A 21,098-nucleotide genomic window follows, 5' to 3' on the forward strand; every position below is an offset into this window, starting at 1 on the left:
CGGCCGTGAAAGACAGGCCCGAGACGGAGCGGGTCAGTACCGCCGACATGGCCGGTGCCTGTGCCTACGTCGTCAGGACGGCCTGGCAGGCCGACCGCGCCCGACTGACCGGTGTCCTGCTGGTTCAACTCGTCACCGCTACCGGTCTCGCCGCGGTGGTGCTCCTCCTGCGGGGGACGCTCGGCGACGTACTCTCCTCGGGCTCCTCCTCATCCGGTTCGTCGCCGGCGGCGGGGGCGGGGGAGGGGGAGCAGAGCACGCGGCTCGTCTTCGCCGTGATCGCCCTGATCGCGCTCGCCTCCGCGAGCGGTGTTCTGCGCACGTTGAGCAGTGGCTGGCAGCGACTCCTCACGCTGGCGGTGGACCGTCGGATCATGGCCGACGTCCTGCGCGGCGCGGCGCGTGCCGACCTGGAGTCGTTCGAGGACGCCCGCTTCCACGACAGGCTGCAACGGGCCGTCTTCGCCTCCCGCTCCCAGCCCGTCATGCTGGTGACGGCGCTGACCGGTGCGCTGCAAGCGGTGCTCAGCATCGTCGCGGTTGCCGTGGCGTTCGCCGTCATGACCTGGTGGCTGCTGCCGTTCACGGCGCTGTCCGCCCTTCCGATGCTCAAGGCGGCGCGCGACGAACGTGATGCCGACTACAGCCTGCACGGTGACCTCGCCGAGGGCAGACGGGCCCGCCAGTACCTGGAACATCTGCTGTCCGGCCGCGACGAGGCGAAGGAGGTGCGCGCCCTCGATCTCGGCCGGGCGCTGCACCGCCGCTGGAGCGACCGCTACAGCGAGGAGATCCACCGCACCGCCGCGATGGTGCGCATGCACACCCGCCGCAAGGCGGTCGCCCGGCTGCTGAGCGACTGCGGCCTCCTCGCCGTCGTCGCAACCCTGTGGTGGATGGTACGTCTCGGCGAGATGCCACTGTCCACGGCGCTGGCCGCACTCGGGGCGCTCCTGCTGCTCGCCACACGGGTGCAGATGCTGGGCTACCTCTTCAACACCATCGGCGCTGCCGTTCTGTACGTGAAGGACATCCGGACCTTCACCAGGCCACAGACAGCGCATCCTGATGCCGTGCGTCCCGCCGACGACCCGGCGCCCTTCACCTCCCTGCGCGCCCGGGCGATCGAGTTCCGCTACCCCGGTTCTCCCGCGTACGCCCTCAGCGGGGTGTCAGTCGAACTGCGGGCAGGTGAGGTCGTGGCGCTCGTCGGGCGCAACGGCTCGGGCAAGACGACGCTGGCCAAGATCCTCGCCGGGCTCTACCGGCCCGACGGCGGATCCCTGCTCCGGGACGGCCTGTGTGTGACGGACACGACCGGACTGCGTGCGGCGTCGGCCGTCCTCTTCCAGGACTTCGTCCGCTACAAGCTCCCGGCCCTGGACAACATCGCCTTCGGACGGGCGGAGGCGGCCCTCGACATGGCCGGAGTGCAGCGGGCCGCCGCCAGCGCCGGGGCCGAGTCCCTGATCCGCTCGCTGCCCGACGGATACGGCACCGTGCTGAGCAAGGAGTACACCGACGGAGCCGACCTGTCCCTGGGACAGTGGCAACGCCTCGCCCTGGCCCGGACGTTCTACCGCAACGCGCCCTTCGTCATCCTGGACGAGCCCACTGCCTCACTGGACCCCCAGGCCGAGGCCGATCTCTTCGACCGGATCCGCACACTGTTCGCCGGGCGCACGGTGCTGGTCATCTCCCACCGCTTCTCCAACGTCCGCAGCGCGGACCGCATCTACGTCATGGACGAAGGCCGCGTCATCGAAGAGGGCGACCACGAGAGCCTGATGGCGGCGGAGGGGGCCTACGCACGCCTCTTCCGGCTCCAGGCCGACGCCTACCAGGAGAACACCCCCCGGTAGACCAACACCGTTCCCTGGGAGAGACGTCCATCTCAGTGGCCCTGCCCGTCCACACCGCCATCGAGAAGGACGTCCTGGACCGGAACTGCCGGTCACCCCCGACACACCGGGCAAGGTCGCGGTTACCTGGCTCTCTGTCAACGATGCCAGGGTGGAGAAGAGGCCCAACCCGCCATCGGGTTGGATGGTTCACGTCGACTGCGGTGCGGGTGAAGTCCACCGCGGCCTGAACGGGCGGCACCGGCTCGCCACCGTGCCTGAGCGCGAGGGCCGGCCGCCGGTCGGCAGCGACCGACATCCAGCCCTCGAGGCGCGCGCCGGGAGCTGTTCGGTATCGGGGAACTGGTGCAGCACACGCCCGTCCCGACCAGTGAGCACCACGTTCGGGCGCGGCGCCACGGGCGGCGCGCCGGGCCGGCGGCGCGCAACGGGCAGGCGGTGGCGATCTCGTGGGTTTCCCAAGCCAGGACGACCTCGTCCGCGCCACTCCTGTACGGTCACCGAGATCGAGCCGGTCTGGGCTACCGACGTGCGGTATGAGTGCGTTCCTCAGGGCGAGACCTGTCTGGGCAGCAGCGACGGCATCGACTAGGTGGTGTGCGTGGGGGCTGCTGACTTGTCACTGGAGCAGTCGCGATGCGACGACGTGGCGGTGTCCTGAGGGGGCCGTCAGGCCGCGTGCTTCGGAGAAGGAGCACTGCGAACGGGCGCTCCGCTTTGGCATGTGATCCACTTGCCGGTGCCGTCGAACCCGGCGCCCGCCCGAAGCAGCGAGGCTAGTGCCGAGCCAACCAATGCTGAAAAATGTGACACCCCCTTGATTCCTGTGACGTGCCGGAAAGCAGGTGGTGTTGCTGTGCCGCGTGGAGAGCGACCGCTGGAAGCCGGAGACAGCCCGCTGCTGAAGTTCGCCGCGGACCTGCGACGGCTGCGCCAGAAAGCGGGCAGCCCGCCGTACCGGACGCTGGCAGAGCACGCGCATTACTCGATTTCGACTCTTTCCAGCGCGGCGTCAGGACAGCGGCTGCCGTCTTTGGATGTGACTCTGGCGTACGTGCGGGCCTGCGACGGAGATCCGGAGGAGTGGGAGCGTGTCTGGCGGAGGGTGGCGGCCGAGCTCGAGGAGAGCTCTGCGGACGCAGATCCGGTGGAGGCCCGGGGCGGGGAGCCATACATGGGGCTGGCAGCGTTTCAGACGCGGGACGCACAGTGGTTCTTCGGCCGGGAGCGGCTGGTGGCCGAGCTGATGGAGAGAGTGGAGCGGCAACGGTTCGTCGTGGTCTGCGGGGCCTCGGGGTCGGGGAAGTCGTCACTCTTGCGAGCCGGGCTGGCTCACCGGCTCATCACCACGACGCCCGTGATCGTTCTCACGCCGGGTGCCCGGCCGTTGGAAGAGTGCGCTGTGCGGCTGGGCGCACTGGCGGGGGTCACTCCGGGCGGATTGTACACGGAACTGGCCTCGGGGCCGGAAAATCTGGGGCGGGTGGTACGGCAGATCGCCGCCCGGGAGGGGGAAGGCGACGGTGACGTCCTGCTCGTCGTCGACCAGTTCGAGGAGGTCTTCACCCTCTGCCAAGATGATGCCGAGCGGGACGGCTTCATCACCGCATTGGTCACCGCCGCTTCCGCTGTCGGCAGCCGGTGCCGGATCGTCCTGGGGGTGCGCGCCGACTTCTTTGCGCACTGCACCCGCCATGCACTGCTGGTGGAGGCGATGCGTGATGGGCAGATGTCGGTGGGGCCGATGACGCTGGAGGAACTGCGGCAGGCGGTGGTTCAGCCGGCTCAGCGAGCCGGGCTGACCGTGCAGGGAGCGCTGCTGGCAGCGCTGACAGCGCAAGCGCACCGCCAGGCAAGCGTGCTGCCGCTGCTGTCGCACGCGCTGCTGCAAACCTGGCGTCGGCGGCGCGGCAACGCGCTGACACTGGAGGCGTTCAACGCGACAGGCGGGCTGGAGGGCGCTCTGGCGCGAACAGCGGAGGAGTTCTACCAGGGTCTGGACACCAAGCAGCGCGAGTTGGCCCGGGAGATGTTCGTACGGCTGGCCGCACTGGGGGAGGACACGCAGGACACTCGACGGCCGGCGCAACGGCGGGAGCTGGAAGGTCTGGCCGATTCCGACGACGACGTCAGCGTCATACTCGATGCTGCGGCCAAGGCACGGCTGCTGTCCCTGGACCGCGGCCGCGTGGAGATAGCCCACGAAGCCCTGATCCGCTGCTGGCCCAGGCTGCACGGTTGGTTGTCCGAGGACCGCGACGCCCTGCGCACATTACGCCAGCTCACCCACGCGGCCCAGGAATGGCAGCAGCTGGGCCGAGACCCCGGCGCGCTGTACCGCGGCACCCGCCTGGAACTGGCCGCAGCACTCGAACACCGATCACTGTCCGCCCTGGAACGATCCTTCCTCGATTCCAGCTTCGCCGCGCAAGTCACCGAGGGTGCGGCAGTCCGGCACAGGATGCGGATCCGACGCCTGGCGGTGGCTCTGCTGGGCGTCCTCGCCCTGGTGGCCACCACAGCCGCGATCTGGGCCACAGGAGCGCAGCGCACGGCGGACCGGGAGCGCGACATCGCCATGTCACGGGAGTTGTCAGCCCGGGGGGACGCTCTGCTGAATCGCCGCCCGGAGGAAGCGATGCTGTTGGCCCTCGAAGGGCTTCGGAAGGCGCCCACGACGGAGGCACGCGGCAGTCTGCTGAGCGCCTACAACATGCACCGGGCCAATCAGCTCACCGCACACACCGGCAGTGTGAACGCTGTGGCATTCAACCCCGACGGGCACACCTTGGCGTCGGCGAGCGAGGACCACAGCGTAAAGCTGTGGAATACGGCGACGCGACGGTTGACCGCCACGCTCAGCGGGCACACGGACGCGGTGACCGGCCTGGCGTTCAGCTCGGACGGACACACTCTGGCCACAGCCGGCGCCGACGGCAGTGTGAAACTCTGGAACCCGGCAACACAACGGGAAACGGCCACTCTCACCGGCCACAACAGCGCCCTGAACGCGCTGGCGCTGAGCCCTGACGGACGCACCCTGGCCAGCGCCGCCAACGACGGCACAGTACGCCTGTGGAGCACGTCCAACCGCAGGGTGATCGCCACACTCTCCCCTCATGCCGGGGCCGTTCACGCGGTGACCTTCTCGCCGGACGGACGCAGGCTGGCAACGGCCGGTGCCGATCGCACCGTACGCGTGTGGGACGCGGCATCACGCCGCATCACCGCCAGGTTCACCGGGCACGTCGACACCGTCCGCGCCCTGGCCTTCTCGCCGGACGGCCGCACCCTGGCGTCGGCCGGCGATGACACCACCACCCGCCTGTGGAGCCTCGAGGCGCAGCACATCATCACCGTCCTGCGCGGCAACGGCGATTCAGTGAGGGCCGTCGTTTTCTCTCCGGACGGCCGCACCGTGGCCACCACAGCCGCGCACAGCACCGTCAGGCTGTGGAACCCCGACACACACCGTCAAGTCGGCACCCTTACCGGCAACGTCGACGCCGTGAACGCTGTGGCGTTCAGCTCCGACGGAGGTTTGCTCGCCACGGCCGCCGCCGACGGCACGGTGCGCCTGTACAACCCAGCCACCCGCCGACCGCTGATCACATTCGGTGACACCGCGAGTGCCCTGCGCACCGCTTTCAGCCCCGACGGGCGCACCCTGGCCACCGGCTTCGGCGACGGCACCGTCAGGTTGTACGACGTAGACCGGCAGCAGGAGACGGCGACGTTCACCGCTCACGACAACGGAGCCTGGGGCGTGGCCTTCAGCCCTGACGGCCGCACGCTGGCCACAACCGGCACCGACAACACCGTCCGGCTGTGGAACACCGCCACCCGTCGGCAAACCGCTGTCCTGACCGGCCACAGGAAAAACGTGCTGGCAGCCGCCTACAGTCCGGACGGGCGCATCCTGGCCACCGCCTGCTACGACGGCACTGTGCGCCTGTGGGACGTGTCCACACGGCGTGCCGTCGTCCTCGCCGGGCATACCGACGCGGTCCTCGCCGTCGCGTTCAGCCCGGACGGGAAGACACTCGCCTCCGCGGGCGCCGACCGGACCACCAGACTGTGGGACACCACCACCCACCAGAGCACCGCCACCCTGACCGGACATAAAGACGCGGTGTCAGACGTGGCGTTCAGCCCCGATGGACAGACACTCGCCTCTGCGGGCGCCGACGGAACCACCAGACTGTGGGACACCACCACCCATGAGAGCACCGCCACCCTCACCGGACACCACACGGCCGTCTCCGCGATCGCATTCAGCCGGAACGGGGACCTGCTGATCACCGGTGGACAGGACGGCACGCTACGTCTGTGGAATGTCACCACGCGGCGCACCGTGGCCGTCCTTCGCAGCAACGCCGACAGCCTCAACGACCTGGCGCTCAGCCCTGACGGCCGCACCCTTGCCACCACCCTCGGCGAGCCCATGGCCAAGGTGCGGCTTTGGAATCTCGATGTCCGCCAGGTCACCCACCTCACCTGCCGGGCGAGCAACGCCCACCACTGGCCGAAGCTGCTGACCGGTTCCCCCGAGGCAGCCGCAGCCTGCGCCTGACCCGGTTCTGTTACCCGGAGCTGCCCGTGGCGGAGGTCACCTCGCCTCGGTGGACCAGGTCGAAGGCAAACGGAGTGTGTCGGCCACTCCCGCGCCGCCTGAGCGGCCGCCGTCCCGCGCCGGGCCCACCGACGCGCTGGTCCGCGTCACCGCGTCCTGCGTGTGCGGCAGCGACCTGTGGCCGTACGCCTCAGCCAAGCCCGAGGACGCCCCGCCCGGATGGGCCACGAGTTCGTCGGCGTCGTCGAGGGCACCGGCTCGGATGTGACCACTATCAAGCGCGGCGACCGGGTTGTCGCCCCGTTCGCCATCTCCGACAACACCTGCGCGTTGCGCCGCGCGGGGCTGCACACCTCCTGCGCCCATGCCCAGGCGAACATCTGGGACGGCGAGGCGGAGGAGGGGGGCCAGGCCGAGGCGGTCCGGGTCCCGCTCGCCGACGGCACCCTCGTCACGCTCCCCGTCGCCGCGGATTCCGCCCTCATCGCGTCCCTGCTCACTCTCTCGGACGTGTTCGGCACCGGTCACCACGCGGCCGGGGCGCGCGTCGTGAGATCGCCTCGCATTACACGCTGCCGGCCCATGAGGGGACGGCGTAGGTGTGAACATCGCCGAGTACGAGGCGGAGGGGGTCGAGGCGGCGGTGGGCGAGGCTGGGGGAGAGGTCTTCGATGGCGAGGGCCGCGGCGGCGAAGCAGACGGTTTTCTGTTCGTCTGAGAAGTCCTGTACGCGTTTGCCGTAGGTGCGGGCTGTTCGGGCCAGTCGCGAAGGGCAAGTAGTTGGCACCTGATGCATGTGGTGCTGCACGGTGCCACGGCTGCTTGCGGCGCCGCAGCGGTACGCCGGGTGCTTCGTCGATGAGGATGCGACGGCGGTCGCGCAGGGCGGCGGCGTAGTCGACCGGGTCGTCGTTGAAGCCGCGGCCTGAAGGGCGTGTGACCTTCCAGCCTCAGTCGGCCGGCAGACGGTTTGGGTCCAATTGCGCGGCTGTCCAATCTTCCCACCCAAGGCCAGGCACCTGATCCCCCTCTGTGACGCTACTGGAGCCCATTTTGGGGCACCTCGAAGCAGGCACGCCTGCCATGCAAGAGTCGCGCGGTGACTCCGCTGTGACGGTCCGGGTAAAAGCGATGGGGTTCGCCGGTCAGATCACGGCAAGCCCCATCGCTTGAGCGTCCTGCGCCAACAGCAGCTCACCTCGCATCGCGATGCACAGTCCGGGTGCCCCCGACAGGCCAGTTTCTCCACCGGCCTGTCGGGGGAGCCCCCGTGACCGCAACCGAGGCGCCACGCAACCCGCCCTGCGGCAGCAACTTGCCGTCTCGGTGCGGTAGACCAGGGCGGGCCTGGACAGCGCGGCTGTCCCGGCCCGCCCTCCTTCTGGCGTGACAGCTGTTGACGCACCGCAGCTCCCTGCGGACGTCGCCTCCGTCCGTCAGTGAGCCAAGTCCGGGGTGGACGCGCTGCGCCTCCTGCCTTCCTGAGCGGCCAGTACCTGCCGCTGGGCGGGTGGTTCCGCTGCCGGTACTGCGGCTCGCAGACCGGGGACGTCGTGAAGGTCACGGCCGGCACGAACACCGGCGGGCTGGAGACGAAGGGCAACACGGCTCGTAACGCGAAGGTTTTGCTGGGCAGCAACAACAACACCGGCAGCGTGAGAGTGAACCTCGGCCGTCTTGACACCACCTCGGTGGTGGACAACAGCCGGGTTTGCGCGATCGTCCAGCGCGTGCCGGACAATGGCGGCGGCGCGGTGAGGGGTCCGGTGACGGTCTGCGACCAGGACCCGACCCTGACCGTGAGCGGCAACTCGGCTTCGGTGAGCGTGCCGTGGACGGATGCCTCCGACGGCTGCACCGTCATGCTGCTGCCGCCGCCGTCGGACACCACCGTCTCCACGGTCGCGGTGGCCCAGCACAGCGGCCAGTGCCTGGACGACACCAACCTGTCCACGGCCAACGGCACGCAGGACCAGCAGTAATGCTGCGAGGGCGGCTGCCAGCAGATGCTCGACGTCAAGCCGGTCGCCGGACGGGCGGACGCCTGCACCGTCGTCAACGAACACAGCGGCAAGTGCCTGGACGTGGCAGACGCGTCCACCGCTGACGGCGCCGCCGTCATCGAGTACAGCTGCAACGGCTCCACGAACCAGATGTTCACCCTCAAGCCCGTCACCGCGCTCGGCTACGGCAAGGACTACCAGCCGGCTGCCGTCCACAGCGGCAAGTGCGTCGGTGTCAGCGAGCTCTCGACGGCGGCCGGAGCGAAGACGCGCAGGGGCCCTGCGGCCCGGCGAGCGCGCTGCACACAAAGAGGAACCAGATCTGGCGCCTCCAGGGCATGAGCTGACGCGTGTGCCTTCCCCCATGTGGGCTCCCGGCCACAGCAGCAAGCCCTCACAGGCCACCACCACCTCGCCGACGAGAGCAGCGCCCGCTCAGGCGCCCAGTTCAGCGCTGAGCCGGGCCAGGCCTTCCGGGTCACCCCTGCGGACCACACCGACCCCAAACCGGTGACGCACTGGCGCCGGGTGGAGCCCTGCCGGCGGAGCCTTCCCGCACCTCGCCCGTGGTTGTTGTTGCGGGACGTCACGGGTGAGCTCAGACTTGTCGCGGAGGAAGAGCCTGCGGTACGCGCGCGCCGCCGTACCGTGCCGGCTTTCGCCCTGGCGCGCGGGGGCGTTCTCCTCGACCAGGTGCGCCTGCATGGCCGAGGACCAGGTGCGCCTGCATGGCCGAGGTCACGGCGGCCGCAAGCGCGAGGCGGGTCTTGGCGAGGAGGCCGTCGATGAGGCGGGGCGGTACGGCATTTCGTGCGCGCCGGGTCCTCGCCGGCGCGGTGAGCTGATCGAGACCGCGTCCGGTGAGTTGCGCCGGCGGTCTCCTCAGGAGGGCCGGCAGCCCTACCGCGGCCACACACCTCCGGCCGGGGCGAACTCGCGTGTGTGCGGAGCGGTTGGTAGGAGGTCAGTGATGATCGGCCGTCGATCAGCTCCGTCGGGGTGTGACCCCCGGGCCACATTGCACGTCTTACGTTCGAGACCGCATCTCGACGGCCCCCAACGGAAGGTTCTTCGATGGACAGTCAGATCGTGAAGGTGAAGATTCACCCCGCCATCGGTGTCGCCCGGGTCGGCAACAGTGTCGAAGCACCCTTCATCGGCCCGGAATCACCGGACCAGAAACCAGCCGACCCCGGCTCCTACAAGGACGGTTCCGGGGCGCTCCGCAGGCAGGCCGCACGGTTTCGTGTGTACGGCTACAACGCCGCGGGGGAGGTGGTTAGGGAGCTGAAGCCGGGCACCGAGGGTGTCTCCGAGATCCAGTGGACGGTGCATCTGGCCAACAAGAAGGCCGCCTGGTACCAGTTCCATCTGGCGCTGGACATACCCGAGGGCAAGACGCTCGCGGCAGAGCAATACGCTCTGCGCAACGCCGACGTCGTGGGCGCCGAGAGGAAGAAGCTGGTCAACGACCCCGGAAGCCGCACCGTCCGCGGCTCGAAGACCGAGACACAGAAGTTCGACACCGGCAAGATCATGGGCAAGGCGGTGTACCTCGGCGAGATCTCCACCCGTTCCGACGGCCGCCTGCTGGTGCTCGGTGGCCGGGGAAACTCCGCCTCCTACACGAACCAGCCGATCACCGGGGTCGCCAACAACAACACCTGGTACGACGACGTGTCCGACGGCCCGGTGACGGCGACGGTCCGTATCGACGGCAAGGATCTGACCGCCGCCCCGGCCTGGGTCGTGGTCGGGCCTCCGCACTACGCCCCCGGCGTGAAGTCCATACGCACCCTCCACGACCTGCTCTTCGACGTCTTCGTCCAGGCCGGTTCGCTGACCCGCCCGCAGCAGATCTCGTTCACGGATCACATCGAGCCGATCCTCCGCCGGTTCTGTGATCTGCAGTGGGTCAACCAGGGATTCGCGGCACAGTTCGGCTGGAACGGCCCCCACTTCTTCCTCTCGCCTGCCATGCGCAAGAGGCTCGCCGATCCGTCCGGTCGCAGCCGGGAACTGCGCCGCCAGACGTACGCCGCCCTGCGCGACTACGACCGGGACGGAAAGTCCCCGCTGCCGTGGCCGTGGATCTACGGCGACGCCATGGCCAGCACGCCCAAGTCCGTGCGTCAGCACCTGGTGCTGTCGCCGACCCAGGACTGGATGCTGCAGCGCTGGGCGGACGGGGCTTTCCTGGCCGGATCCCTGCGGCAGTCGCGCCCCACGGTCGACGACGCCCCTGTCGGCGAGCAGCCGGGGCTGTTGGACCGGGCGGCCCTGGAGAACTGCGCCGCCGACGCGTTCCACCCGGGGTGCGAGGTCACCTGGCCGATCAGGCACCCGAGCATGTTCAGTGAACCCTTCCGCATCGGGCACCGCGCCACTGGCACCGCGGAACCCGACTACGGGCCCACCCTCACCCCGCAGGAAGCGGTCGCCGCCAACGGCCCCCTGCACGCACAGGGGCCCGGAGACCTCACTCGCTGGATGGCCGCCCCCTGGCAGGCGGACACCGCGAGCTGCCGCTCCGGCTATGAGGTGCTGGCCAACCTGGGGCCCCGGTACAGCCCTTACCTGCCGACCTTCTGGCCTGCCCAGGTACCCAACCATGTCCTCAAGCTGGAGGACTTCGAGAAGGTCAACACGCCGTCGACCGGGAGCGACGACAGCGCCCGGGAAGAGGCGTTCGAGCGGCGGGCGACCTGGCTGCGCGGCCTCAACGGCACCATGAACCAGCAGCGCACACAGATGATCAAGGACTGGCACAAGCTCGGTATCGTCGAGGTGCGCGACTACACAGTGGGCGACGGGAAGTTCCCGGAACGGATCCTGGTGGAGTCGCGCCCGGGACAACCGCTCGATCAGGCACCGGACACGGCGAACCTCGTCAACCTGCACGTGCCCGAGGCGGGCCCGCACGTGTTGTCCGCGGCGGCGGGCATCCGGCCCGAGGGAAGGCTCTCCCCCGACACCGCCGAGGCCGCCTCCGCGGCACGGGTGATCGGCGAGGCCGCCCGGGCGACCGGCTACCGCGAGGAGGAGATCACCGCCGGATATCTCGAGATACTCGACCCCTTCCGCGACGCGCGGTGAGCGCCGCACTCGCTCCCGGCACGGACACCTACGACGTCGTGGTGGCGGGCGGCGGCCCGGCCGGCTGTGCCGCCGCGCTCGTGCTCGCCCGTGCCGGCCGTACGGTTCTGCTGGCGGACGCCGGCACCGGGCCGCCCAAGGTCGGCGAGACGCTCGTGCCCGCCGGGCGGGTACTGCTCGGCGACCTCGGCGTCGCCGACCGTGTTCTCGACTCGGGGCATCTGCCCTGCTACGGCAGCCTCTCGGCGTGGGGTTCGGCCGACCTGCACGCCGTGGACTTCATCAACGACCCGCACGGCCATGGCTGGCACCTCGACCGGCGGTTGTTCGACCGGCGTCTGCGCGACGCCTCGCGCGCGGCGGGGGCCGAGGTCGCCGAGGGCTCGGCCGTACGCGACACCGCGCGGACGCCGGACGGCGGCTGGACCCTGGTCCTGCGCGGCGGTACCGGCCCTGCCGGTACCCGCTCCGTTGGTGAGCGTACGGTGCGCTGCCGCTGGGTGATCGACGCCACCGGCCGCGCCGCCGCGATCGCCGTCCGCTGCGGGGCCCGGCGGCGGGTCGGGGACCGGCTCACAGCTCTGTACATGCCCCTGGAGGCGGACCCGCTGGACACCGACCGCCGTTCCCTCGTCGAGTCCGACGAGGACGGCTGGTGGTACACCGCCCCGCAGCCCTCCGGCGGGCGACTGGTCGCCTACTTCACCGACGCCGACCTGCCCGCCGCCTCCCACACCGCACGCCACTTCCGCCGACGGATGACGGCCACCCGCCACGTGTCCCGATGGATCCACCGGGACGGACCCCCGCCCACATCACCTGCCGCGCCCCGCCGGGCCGCCGCGCACACAGCGCACCTGGACACGGTGTACGGAGACGGCTGGACCGCCGCCGGGGACGCGGCGGTCGCGTTCGACCCGCTCTCCTCCCAGGGCGTGCTGACCGCTCTCTACACCGGGCTGGGCGCGGGACTGGCCGTCGACACCCGCCTGGGTCGCGCCCCCTACGGCTCGGACTCGGCCCTCGCCGCATACGCGGACAAGGTCGCGGCCGCACGGAGCGCGTATCTGCGCGGCCACCGTGTCATCCACGCCCAGGAGGCCCGCTGGACCGACCGCTCCTTCTGGGCGCGGCGCCTGGCCGACCTCCCGGACTCGTCCTGCCGACCGCAGGAAGGGCCCAGCACGTCATGAACACGCAACGGCCCCGAGTCGTCGCCGAGATCGGCTTGACCGTGCCGCAGCGAAGGCACTCGGCTGGACGGCGCCTTCCGGCCGGCGCCAACCGAGCGCGGCACCCCGGGTGTCGTCGGGGTGCCGCGCTCGTTCGCCGCTGTTGAGGCGCTGGCGGCCGCCGTCGCGGAGTGGCTACCCGGCGTCGGCCTGACCTGCCCGCCCGTCGTGGGGAACTCCCTGGGTGGGGCGGTCGTCTTGGAGCTGACACGTATCGGCGCGGTCGGCAGCGCCGTCGCGCTGTCCCCGATCGGGTTGTGGACGCGTGCCGAGGCCGCCTACGCTCTTGGTTCGCTTCGAGTCGCCCGTGCCATGGCGCGGGCCTGCGCCGAACCTCCCGGCTGGATCGCCGGCCACCCGATCGGGCGTACCGTGGCGTTCTGGCAGCTCGTCGCCCGGCCCTGGCGGATCCCTCAGGAGACGGCGGCAGGCGCGCTGCGCAACCTGGCCCGCTCGCCCGGCTTCGAGCCGACGCGGCGCGCGGCGCTCGCCTACCGGCTGCGGGCCTTCACCCCTGCGGTCCCGGTCACGGTAGGCTGGGGGCACACGGGACCTGATGACCCCGCCCCATCAGGCCCTCAGGGCAGCCCCACTGTTTCCGGGTGCCAGGCACGTCTCGCTCGAGGGCTGCGGGCACTCGCCGGTGGTGCTCGACGCCATCGGCGCCTGGGTCCACGTGAGCGGTGGGACGGCCCGGCGCTTTTGGACTGCTGGCCCATCCTCGTCGACCTTGAACGCGGAGACGTGCGATTCGGGACCCTGGACGAGCGGCATCGGTGGAGGACACCGAGCGCCTGACGGCTGCCCCTCACCCACAGTTACGGACAGCCTTTAGGGGTCTCACCGGCTTCCCGCCTCCCCGGCCATGCTGCCCTTTCTCCGGCCACGCTGCCCCTTCCTCACCCCCGCTGTTCCCGGCCGTCGACCCGGGGCGTCCAGCCGTTCGGCCACGGCGGTGAGGGCCTCGCCCAGCGGGAACGCGACCCGGGTGACTGCGTGCTGGTAGCCGCGGGTCGGACACAGGTTCAGGATCAGCATCGGTTTCCTCGCAAGGGCCGCCTCGCGGACGATGCGGAACCCGGACATCACGGTCAGCGAGGAACCCAGGACCAGCAGCGAAGCCGCCTCGTCTAGAAGCTTGCCGCAGTGCTCGACACGCGACGCGGCGCCTCTTCCCGGAGAACACGACGTCCGGTTTGAGGGCGCCGCCCGCAGGAGGCGCAGGACACCACCCGGAAGTCCCTGACCTGGTCGTCGGTGAGGTCGGCGTCCCGTCCGGGGTGATCCCGGCGCCCATCGGCGCGAAGTCCGTGTTGGCCTCCTCCAGCCGCCGCGCGAGTTCCCGGCGCGGGCTGGAGGCGCCGCAGGACAGGCAGACGACCCGGTCCAGACTCCCGTGAAGTTCCACGACCCCCTCGGCCCCGGCGGCCTGGTGCAGTTCGTCGACAATCTGGGTGATCACACAGGTGAGCAGCCCGCGCCGCGCGAATCCGGCCACGGCCCGGTGCCCGGCGTTGGGGCCAGCCCGTTCGAAAGTGCACAAGCCGAGGTGACTGCGCGCCCAGTAGCGGCGCCGGGCCGGAGCACTGGCCGTGAAGTCCCGGTACGTCATCGGGGTGTGTCGGCTCAGGCTCCCGACTTCCACCCCTCGCCCCGGCAGTCGGGGATGCCCGACTCCGTGGAGATGCCCGCACCGCTGGGCACCAGCACACGGCCGGTGCCCAAGCGCCTCGACGACCGGACTCCAGGTCCGTGGTGCCTGGCGGCAGGTCCTCGGGAGGGGTCCAGCTCAGGGGGGACGCATGCGCATGCCGCCAGCGTACGAAAGACCGAGGTCCCCGGCTCCCGCCGTAACTCACCCCCCACCTGCACGCACCCCACCCGGCTGTTCGGGTGGGAGGTGGCTTCCGCCCGGTGAATGTGGGAACCCGGTGATCCAGAACACCGCACGATCACAAGGGAGGCCTACGTGGGCGACGAGCAGCACGCACAGCAGGATCCGACGACGCAGCACCCCAGGCCCGGCTTCCCCTCGCAGGACCAGCCGCATCCGGGGTGGACCGGCCCGATGGACCCGCCGCCGGACCACGGCGAGGACTCCTACCGGGGCTCCGGCCGGCTGGATGGCCGTAAGACGGTCATCACTGGCGGCGACTCCGGCATCGGCCGGGCCGTGGCCCTGGCGTTCGCCCGCGAGGGCGCCGACGTGCTGTTCACCCACTTGGAGCAGGAGGCGGACGACGCGGCGGAGACGACCCGGCTGGTGAACGACGCAGGACGCAAAGCGATCGCCGTCCCCTGCGACATCCGCGAGGAGGACGAGTGCCGGGCGCTCGTCGACAGGGCGGTCGAGGAGTTCGGCCGCATCGACGTCCTGGTGAACAACGCGGCGTACCAGATGTCTCAGCCGGACGGGATCGAGGCGATCTCGACCGAGCAGTTCGACCGGGTGATGCGAACGAACCTCTACGGCATGTTCTGGCTGACCAAGCACGCCCTGCCGCACATCCCGGAGGGCGGCAGCGTCATCAACTCCACCTCGGTGCAGGCGTACAAGCCGAGCCCGCACCTGCTGGACTACGCGATGACCAAGGGCGCGATCGTCACCTTCACGCAGGGACTGGCGCAGATGCTGGCGGAGCGCGGCATCCGCGTCAACGCTGTGGCACCCGGCCCGGTGTGGACGCCGTTGATCCCGGCGACAATGCCCGACACGGCGGAGTTCGGGAAGCAGAGCCCGCTGGGCCGACCGGCGCAGCCGGCCGAACTGGCTCCCGCGTACGTCTACCTCGCCTCACAGGAAGCGAGCTTCATCACCGCCGAAATCCTCAACGCGACCGGCGGCACCCCCCTGCCGTGACCCCACCGCGACGCCGCGCCCCCATGCCTCCGCCGGGCGCTGTCACGTTGGCTGACCGGGTGGGATGATCTTGTGGCTGATCATGCGGGAGGAGTGTCTGTGGAGAGCGGGTCGCCGTCGTACAAGGGTCACCGGTACCCGGTCGAGATCATCTCCCACTGCGTGTGGCTGTACCACCGCTTCCCGCTGTCGTTCCGCGAGGTCGAGGAACTGATGCTCGAGCGCGGCGTGACCGTCTCCTATGAGACGGTGCGGCGGTGGTGTGGCAAGTTCGGGCCGGCCTACGCCAACGCGCTGCGCCGCCGGCAGCCCCGGCCTGGGGACAAGTGGCACCTGGACGAGGTCTTCATCAAGATCAATGGGGAGCAGAAGTACCTGTGGCGGGGTGTCGACCAGGACGGCAACGTGCTGGACATCCTGGTGCAGAACCGGCGGGACAAGGCCGCGGCCAGGCGATTCTTCCGCAGGCTGCTGAAAAACACGGGTGCGGTGCCGCGGGTGGTCGTCACCGACAAGCTCCGTTCCTACGGCGCCGCCCCGCCGCGAGGTCATGCCCTGCGTCGAGCACCGTCAGTCGAAGTACCTGAACAACCGGGCGGAGAACAGCCACCAGCCCACCAGGCAACGCGAACGAGCGATGAAAGGCTTCCGCTCCGTGGGCGGGGCCCAGCGGTTCCTGTCCGCGTTCAGCGGCATCTCACCCCACTTCCGGCCCCGCCGCCACCTGATTCCCGCACACCACTACCGAGCCGAGATGACCGTCCGCTTCGCGATCTGGGAGCAGATCACCGGCGTCGCCGGCCTACCACCGCGTCGTGAGCACACAGCCGGAACCCGACTCCACCACGCCCCGGCACACCGTCAGAGACCCCCACACCCAATAACGTGACAACGCCCTCACCACCCGTCGCATCCGCCGCACACGAGACACCGACGAAGGTGGGCGCGGACTGCAACTGGTCGCGATGCTCAGCCAACGCTGGGGCGTGCGCTACACGCCCGACGGCAGACCGAACAGCCGCTGCCGAGCTCCCTGCCGGGCCCCAGCACAGCCCAGTGAGGCCATTGGCGCAGAGGCCGACTGCGCCATGGCCGGGGAGCGCCTTGAGGCGACGGGACCGGCCGCATGGAGTTCCACGCCGAAACGGGCCGCCCGCGACATTCGGCGAACGGCCCGCTCCTTGCGCAGGGGCTGCGCTGCCTGACCGTCAGTTCTGAGTGGCCGTACGGCGCCTGCGGGCGAAGTAGACCGCGCCGGTGCCGGCCAGCACGACGGCGAGACCGGAACCGGCGACGAGGGGGTGCGCTGCTCGGAGCACCCGTCTCGGCGAGGTCCCCGTCGGCCGTCGGCTTGTTCGCCCCCGCATCTCCCGCGTTCTTGGCCGCTCCGGGAGCGGAGGAGATGCTGGGGCCGGATGCGGGCTGCTGCTCGAGCTCCGAGACCTGCGAGAACTGCGCTGCGAACGCGGCGGCGATCACCTTGTGGCCAACGGCGTTGGGGTGCGGGTCCCGTTTTGGGGTGCACGCCCAGGTCAGCTTGCAGATCTCGGCTACGTTCTCGGGCACCTTGCCCGCACCGGGCAGGTTGACCGGGTGGCCGAAGTCGTCCGAGCGGTAGGCCCTGGCCACATCCGCGACCTTGAAGCCGACAGCCTTGTAGACCTGGGCGATTCCCGCATTGCCGGCCTCGATAAGGGGAACCGACGCCTTGGCGGCCTTCTGACCGTCGTCTCCCAGCAACCAGGTCGCCAGGAGCGGGTTGTAGTACGTTGACCCGACGAACTGGGTGTTCGCAGTGCCCGCCTTACGCAGCGCGCCCGCGATCTGGGCCAGGCTCTTCCCCATCGACTGGCTTGTCTTGGCCAGGCATGTCCCGTCGAGGGTATCGACAGGGCTGAGACGCATGTCTGGATGTCGTTGGCATGAGCCTCCGCCAACTTGAAGTTGCAGGTCAAAGCCCTGGTGTGACCGGCTCTCGGCGTACTCGCCCTGGTCGTGGGCGGCTGCCTGAGGAGTAGATCGTTTGTCAGCGGTCGGTTTGCAGTTTCCTGCTCGCTGTGTCCGGGTGGCCTTCTACGATCCGGTGCATGGATCCCGAGTTGTTGGAACGGATCACCGCGCGGCGCGCGGAACTCGATGAACGCGAAGAGCGACTGGCCAAGGAGCTGGCGGAAGTAAGGGCTGAGCGGGACGAACTCGCCGTGGCCGAGCGCGTCCTTGAGCGCGTGAGCGAGCAGCTGGCCGACGAGCGCGCATCGGCTGCGCCAGTATCCGGCCAGGTGGGTGGTCGGTCGGTCACGCTGATCCCGCATCGCGCGCCGGACGTGGAGGAGAGCACGCTCCCGTTGGACTACCAGCGCATCCTCGCCGCCGTGCGGCAGGCTGCCGGACCGGTCATGGCTCGGCAGGTCGGTGAAGTGGTGGGCGTGGACGTCAGCGTGCGGGCCAAGCTGGAACCGCTGCGCGGGAAGCTGGTCAGATTCGTTGATCGCGGCTGGCTGCGCAAGCTTCCCGACGGCCGGTTCACCACCCGACTGTGACCTGGGACGCCGCCACCCGCCGTGCGGCACGGGCGTAACCGGGGTGCCCCCGGCGGCCGTTGAAGCTGTGTGACGAGAACCGAAGCACGCGCCGAAGACAGCTGCCCGCTTGTCTACCAATGCCGTCTGTCACTGTCCACGAGCACCGTCAACCACCTCGCCGACGTGCTGCGCCGCCACCTGAAGGCGATACGGTCCCGGTGGCGGATCCTGCCGCCCGGGAAGATCGCGGTGATCGTCCTGGCAGTGCTGCGCCATGACCAGCGCTTGGCCGACATGGCTGGCGGCAACAACGTCTCCGAGTCCACCGTCCGCCGCTGGCGCGACGAGCTGATCGGACTGCTCGCCGCACAGGCCCCTCGCCTGGACCGCGCCCTGAGGAAGATCGCGAAACGGGGCGGTGAGGTGGTCCTGATCGACGGCACCCTCATTCCCACCCAGCGCCGCACCGGAAGAGCCGACCGACCGAACTACTCCGGTAAACACCGCCGCCACGGCCTGCACTTCCTCGCCCTGACCGACGAGAGAGGCCGCCTGATCTGGATATCCGCCGCCCGGCCCGGCCGCACCCACGACATCACCGCCGCCCGCCACGACCACGTCGTGACTCACCTGCGCGCCGCCGGCCTCGGGGCCCTCGCGGACCTCGGCTTCCGCGGCCTGGACAACGACATACGCGACCCTGTGATCGTTACCGGCTTCACCGCGACCCGTGCCCACAAGCTCACCACCGGTCAGAGGGTCGCCAACCGCGTCCTCTCCACCGGCCGCGTACCGGTTGAGCATGGTTTTGCTCATCTCAAGAACTGGCGGACTCTCACCAAGCTCCGCGCGAACCCCGTCCGCGCCACCCACCTCGTGCGCGCCCTGCTCGTCCTGACGAACCCTGAAGTCAACCGCTGAGCTTCTTCTTTAACCTCTGCACTGACCACCCACTACAAAAGGTGTGGCCTCGGTTGCTTGTTGCTCGGTACGGTCGCGGCCATGGCGACCGTGGAGGCTCCGGGATGGATGGTTCAACGTGCGGGCACGGGCGACGTGGCCGGGCTCGCGCAGGTTCCGCGATGGACAGCGTCCGTCGCTGATGAACCGGAAATGACCAAGTGACTCAGCGGGTGAAGAGCGGATACGTGTCCACCATCCCGACGGCCCGCAAGAGCGGACGAGCCTGGGCCCTGCTACTCGTCCTGTGCGGAACAATCTTCCTCGAGGGCAGCGACGTCGCCATGCTGGCCGTTGCCGTGCCCACCATCCGCGCCGATCTCGGTCTGAGCACCGGCACCACGGCGTGGGTGATGAGTGGCTACGTGCTCGGCTACGCCGGTTTCACCCTGCTCGGCGGCCGCGCCGCCGATCTGCTGGGCAGGCGGCGGATGTTCCTCACCTGGCTGGGCGTTTTCCTGGTCTTCTCCATGCTGGGCGGCTTCGCGACCGACGGCTGGATGCTGGTCGTGGCCCGATTCGTCACCGGCGTGGCGGCGGCCTTCATGACCCCCGCCGCCATGTCGATCATCACGACCTCGTATCCGGAGGGGCCGCAGCGCGACAAGGCCCTGCTGGTCTTCGCCGGCGTCGGCGCCGGCGGCTTCTCGCTGGGCCTCGTCATCGGCGGGCTGCTGACCGAACTCGGCTGGCGCTGGGTGTTCTTCGCCCCGGTGTTCCTGGCCGGCGCCATCCTGCTCGCGGCGCTCAGGCTGCTGCCGGCCGAGGCCCGCCCCGAGCCCGCACAACAGGGCTACGACCTGGTCGGCGCGGCCACCGCCGCCGCCGCGATGCTGCTGCTCGCATACGGCATCGTCCGGCTCGAGCACGGCGGCGAAGGGCTCGGGCTGACCCTCGGCGCGCTCGCCGCCGGGCTGGCGCTGGTGGGGGCGTTCATCGTGATCGAACGGCGCGCCAAAGCGCCGCTCGTCCGGCTGGAGATCTTCCACAAAGCCGTGATGGTGCGGGCCGACCTCGGCGCCCTGCTCTTCCTGGGCGCTTTCTTCGGCTTCCAGTTCATCGTCACGCTCTACCTGCAGGAGGTGCGCGGCTGGTCCTCCCTGCAGACCGCGATCGCACTGATCGTCATGGGCTGCGACGCCGTGCTGGCGCCCACCCTCACCCCGCGCCTGGTGAACCGCTACGGCAACAGCCGGGTGATCTTCGGCGGCTTCCTGCTGGCGATCGTGGCCTACGGACTCTTCCTGTTGGTCGAGATGGACTGGTCATACGCGGCGATGTTCCCGAGCCTGATCATCGCGGGCACCGCCTTCGCCCTCGCCTACGGTCCGCTCACCATCGCGGCGACCGACAGCGTGGCCAAGGAGGAGCAGGGCCTGGCCGGCGGGCTGCTGTACACGTTCACCCAGTTCGGCTCAGCGGTCGGGATCGCCGCGGTGACCGCGGTGCACGGGATCGCCGCGGCCGGCACCGATGGCTCACCGGACGCGGTGCTGGACGCCTACCGCACCGCCCTCGTAGTCCCGGTGGTCATGGTGCTGCTGGGAACGGCGGTCTCCGCCTTCGGTCTCCGCAGTACCAGGACCGCCAGCCAGCGGAAGAGCGCGGCGCCCGCGGCTCGCGGCGAGGCCAACGACGGCGTTCCAGGGTAAGGCCGACGACGCCCCACACCGAGTCCATCACGCCTCCCCCGTACCAACCACCGCTTCCGTACTGCCGCCTAAGGCCTGTCCCGTAATCCCTGGTGGATCAGCGTGCGGCGTCAGATGCGGTGCATCGCAAGGCGGAGGGACGTCCGCATACTGGATGTATGCGGACGTCCCGACAACGCGGCGAGGTGCCGTAGCTGTCGTCGCACGCCCGCCAGGGATTACGGGACAGGCCTTAGTTTGCCTGACGGCAACGTCGCCCCCAGGCATCTCGTGGCACGGTGATCAGCGGAAAGGGAATGCGATACAGCTTTGGCAGACGATCTACTTCACAGTCTCCA

14 protein-coding genes and 3 pseudogenes are annotated in these 21,098 nt (G+C 69.9%); 14 read left to right on the forward strand and 3 right to left on the reverse strand.

Features of this window, described 5'->3' with window-relative positions:
• Nucleotides 1-5 precede the first annotated feature (5 nt).
• From ACGFNV_RS36290 to ACGFNV_RS36330, 9 genes and pseudogenes are all read left to right on the forward strand, one after another.
• A complete protein-coding gene (locus ACGFNV_RS36290) occupies nt 6-1,862 on the forward strand; it encodes an ABC transporter ATP-binding protein (RefSeq protein ID WP_393628490.1) in 1,857 nt (618 codons plus the stop codon).
• 724 nt (nt 1,863-2,586) lie between these two features.
• The gene (locus tag ACGFNV_RS36295) at nt 2,587-6,435 is read left to right on the forward strand and encodes an XRE family transcriptional regulator (RefSeq protein WP_393628492.1); all 3,849 of its coding nucleotides are present in this window, start codon (nt 2,587-2,589) and stop codon (nt 6,433-6,435) included.
• A 49-nt stretch (nt 6,436-6,484) separates the two neighbouring features.
• Nucleotides 6,485-6,703: a hypothetical protein gene (locus tag ACGFNV_RS36300; protein ID WP_393628596.1), complete on the forward strand. Its 219-nt coding sequence runs from the start codon at nt 6,485-6,487 to the stop codon at nt 6,701-6,703.
• A pseudogene (locus ACGFNV_RS36305) lies at nt 6,655-6,813 on the forward strand (alcohol dehydrogenase catalytic domain-containing protein); the annotation flags it as partial. The gene ACGFNV_RS36300 and the pseudogene ACGFNV_RS36305, both read left to right, overlap by 49 nt.
• 1,061 nt (nt 6,814-7,874) lie before the next feature.
• Nucleotides 7,875-8,417 (forward strand): hypothetical protein, encoded by a 543-nt coding sequence (locus ACGFNV_RS36310; protein ID WP_393628494.1) that lies wholly within the window; start codon nt 7,875-7,877, stop codon nt 8,415-8,417.
• A gap of 24 nt (nt 8,418-8,441) precedes the next feature.
• Nucleotides 8,442-8,780, forward strand: coding sequence for an RICIN domain-containing protein (locus tag ACGFNV_RS36315; RefSeq protein ID WP_393628496.1), 339 nt, complete (start codon nt 8,442-8,444; stop codon nt 8,778-8,780).
• A gap of 732 nt (nt 8,781-9,512) precedes the next feature.
• Nucleotides 9,513-11,534: a LodA/GoxA family CTQ-dependent oxidase gene (locus tag ACGFNV_RS36320; RefSeq protein ID WP_393628498.1), complete on the forward strand. Its 2,022-nt coding sequence runs from the start codon at nt 9,513-9,515 to the stop codon at nt 11,532-11,534.
• A complete protein-coding gene (locus ACGFNV_RS36325) occupies nt 11,531-12,727 on the forward strand; it encodes an NAD(P)/FAD-dependent oxidoreductase (protein ID WP_393628500.1) in 1,197 nt (398 codons plus the stop codon). Before ACGFNV_RS36320 ends, ACGFNV_RS36325 begins: the two co-directional genes overlap by 4 nt.
• Before the next feature lie 120 nt (nt 12,728-12,847).
• Nucleotides 12,848-13,564, forward strand: a complete 717-nt coding sequence (locus ACGFNV_RS36330; protein WP_393628502.1) for a hypothetical protein — start codon at nt 12,848-12,850, stop codon at nt 13,562-13,564.
• A gap of 42 nt (nt 13,565-13,606) precedes the next feature.
• Here the strand turns inward: ACGFNV_RS36330 and ACGFNV_RS36335 are convergent, their stop codons facing one another.
• Entirely contained in the window at nt 13,607-13,804 is a 198-nt protein-coding gene (locus tag ACGFNV_RS36335; RefSeq protein ID WP_393628598.1) for a hypothetical protein, read from the reverse strand.
• Nucleotides 13,805-13,991: 187 nt separating this feature from the next.
• Nucleotides 13,992-14,378: pseudogene (locus tag ACGFNV_RS36340) on the reverse strand (Sir2 family NAD-dependent protein deacetylase); the annotation flags it as partial.
• A 357-nt stretch (nt 14,379-14,735) separates the two neighbouring features.
• On the opposite strand from ACGFNV_RS36340, the gene ACGFNV_RS36345 reads away from it, so the two are divergent.
• Both ACGFNV_RS36345 and ACGFNV_RS36350 read left to right on the forward strand, forming a co-directional pair.
• Entirely contained in the window at nt 14,736-15,626 is an 891-nt protein-coding gene (locus tag ACGFNV_RS36345) for an SDR family oxidoreductase (RefSeq protein WP_393628503.1), read from the forward strand.
• A gap of 99 nt (nt 15,627-15,725) precedes the next feature.
• Nucleotides 15,726-16,515 (forward strand): annotated as a pseudogene (locus ACGFNV_RS36350) (IS6 family transposase).
• A gap of 80 nt (nt 16,516-16,595) precedes the next feature.
• Here the strand turns inward: ACGFNV_RS36350 and ACGFNV_RS36355 are convergent.
• Nucleotides 16,596-17,531, reverse strand: a complete 936-nt coding sequence (locus ACGFNV_RS36355) for a hypothetical protein (protein WP_393628600.1) — start codon at nt 17,529-17,531, stop codon at nt 16,596-16,598.
• Nucleotides 17,532-17,713: 182 nt separating this feature from the next.
• On the opposite strand from ACGFNV_RS36355, the gene ACGFNV_RS36360 reads away from it, so the two are divergent.
• The 3 genes from ACGFNV_RS36360 to ACGFNV_RS36370 all read left to right on the forward strand — a co-directional run bounded on the left by ACGFNV_RS36360 (nt 17,714) and on the right by ACGFNV_RS36370 (nt 20,760).
• Nucleotides 17,714-18,166, forward strand: a complete 453-nt coding sequence (locus ACGFNV_RS36360) for a hypothetical protein (protein ID WP_393628505.1) — start codon at nt 17,714-17,716, stop codon at nt 18,164-18,166.
• A gap of 69 nt (nt 18,167-18,235) precedes the next feature.
• On the forward strand, nt 18,236-19,069 hold the full coding sequence (locus ACGFNV_RS36365; RefSeq protein WP_393628507.1) for a transposase family protein: 834 nt from the start codon (nt 18,236-18,238) through the stop codon (nt 19,067-19,069).
• 227 nt (nt 19,070-19,296) lie between these two features.
• Nucleotides 19,297-20,760, forward strand: coding sequence for an MFS transporter (locus tag ACGFNV_RS36370; protein ID WP_393628509.1), 1,464 nt, complete (start codon nt 19,297-19,299; stop codon nt 20,758-20,760).
• Nucleotides 20,761-21,098 lie beyond the last annotated feature (338 nt).

Source organism: Streptomyces sp. NPDC048751, from assembly GCF_043198595.1.
GTDB lineage: Bacteria > Actinomycetota > Actinomycetes > Streptomycetales > Streptomycetaceae > Streptomyces.

Bases quoted from the DNA above. Each gene is read 5' to 3' on its own strand.
- ACGFNV_RS36355 (WP_393628600.1), bottom strand. From the start codon at position 17,531: ATGCGTCTCAGCCCTGTCGATACCCTCGACGGGACATGCCTGGCCAAG.
- ACGFNV_RS36335 (WP_393628598.1), bottom strand. From the start codon at position 13,804: ATGCTGATCCTGAACCTGTGTCCGACCCGCGGCTACCAGCACGCAGTC.
- ACGFNV_RS36315 (WP_393628496.1), top strand. From the start codon at position 8,442: ATGCTCGACGTCAAGCCGGTCGCCGGACGGGCGGACGCCTGCACCGTC.
- ACGFNV_RS36360 (WP_393628505.1), top strand. From the start codon at position 17,714: ATGGATCCCGAGTTGTTGGAACGGATCACCGCGCGGCGCGCGGAACTC.
- ACGFNV_RS36320 (WP_393628498.1), top strand. From the start codon at position 9,513: ATGGACAGTCAGATCGTGAAGGTGAAGATTCACCCCGCCATCGGTGTC.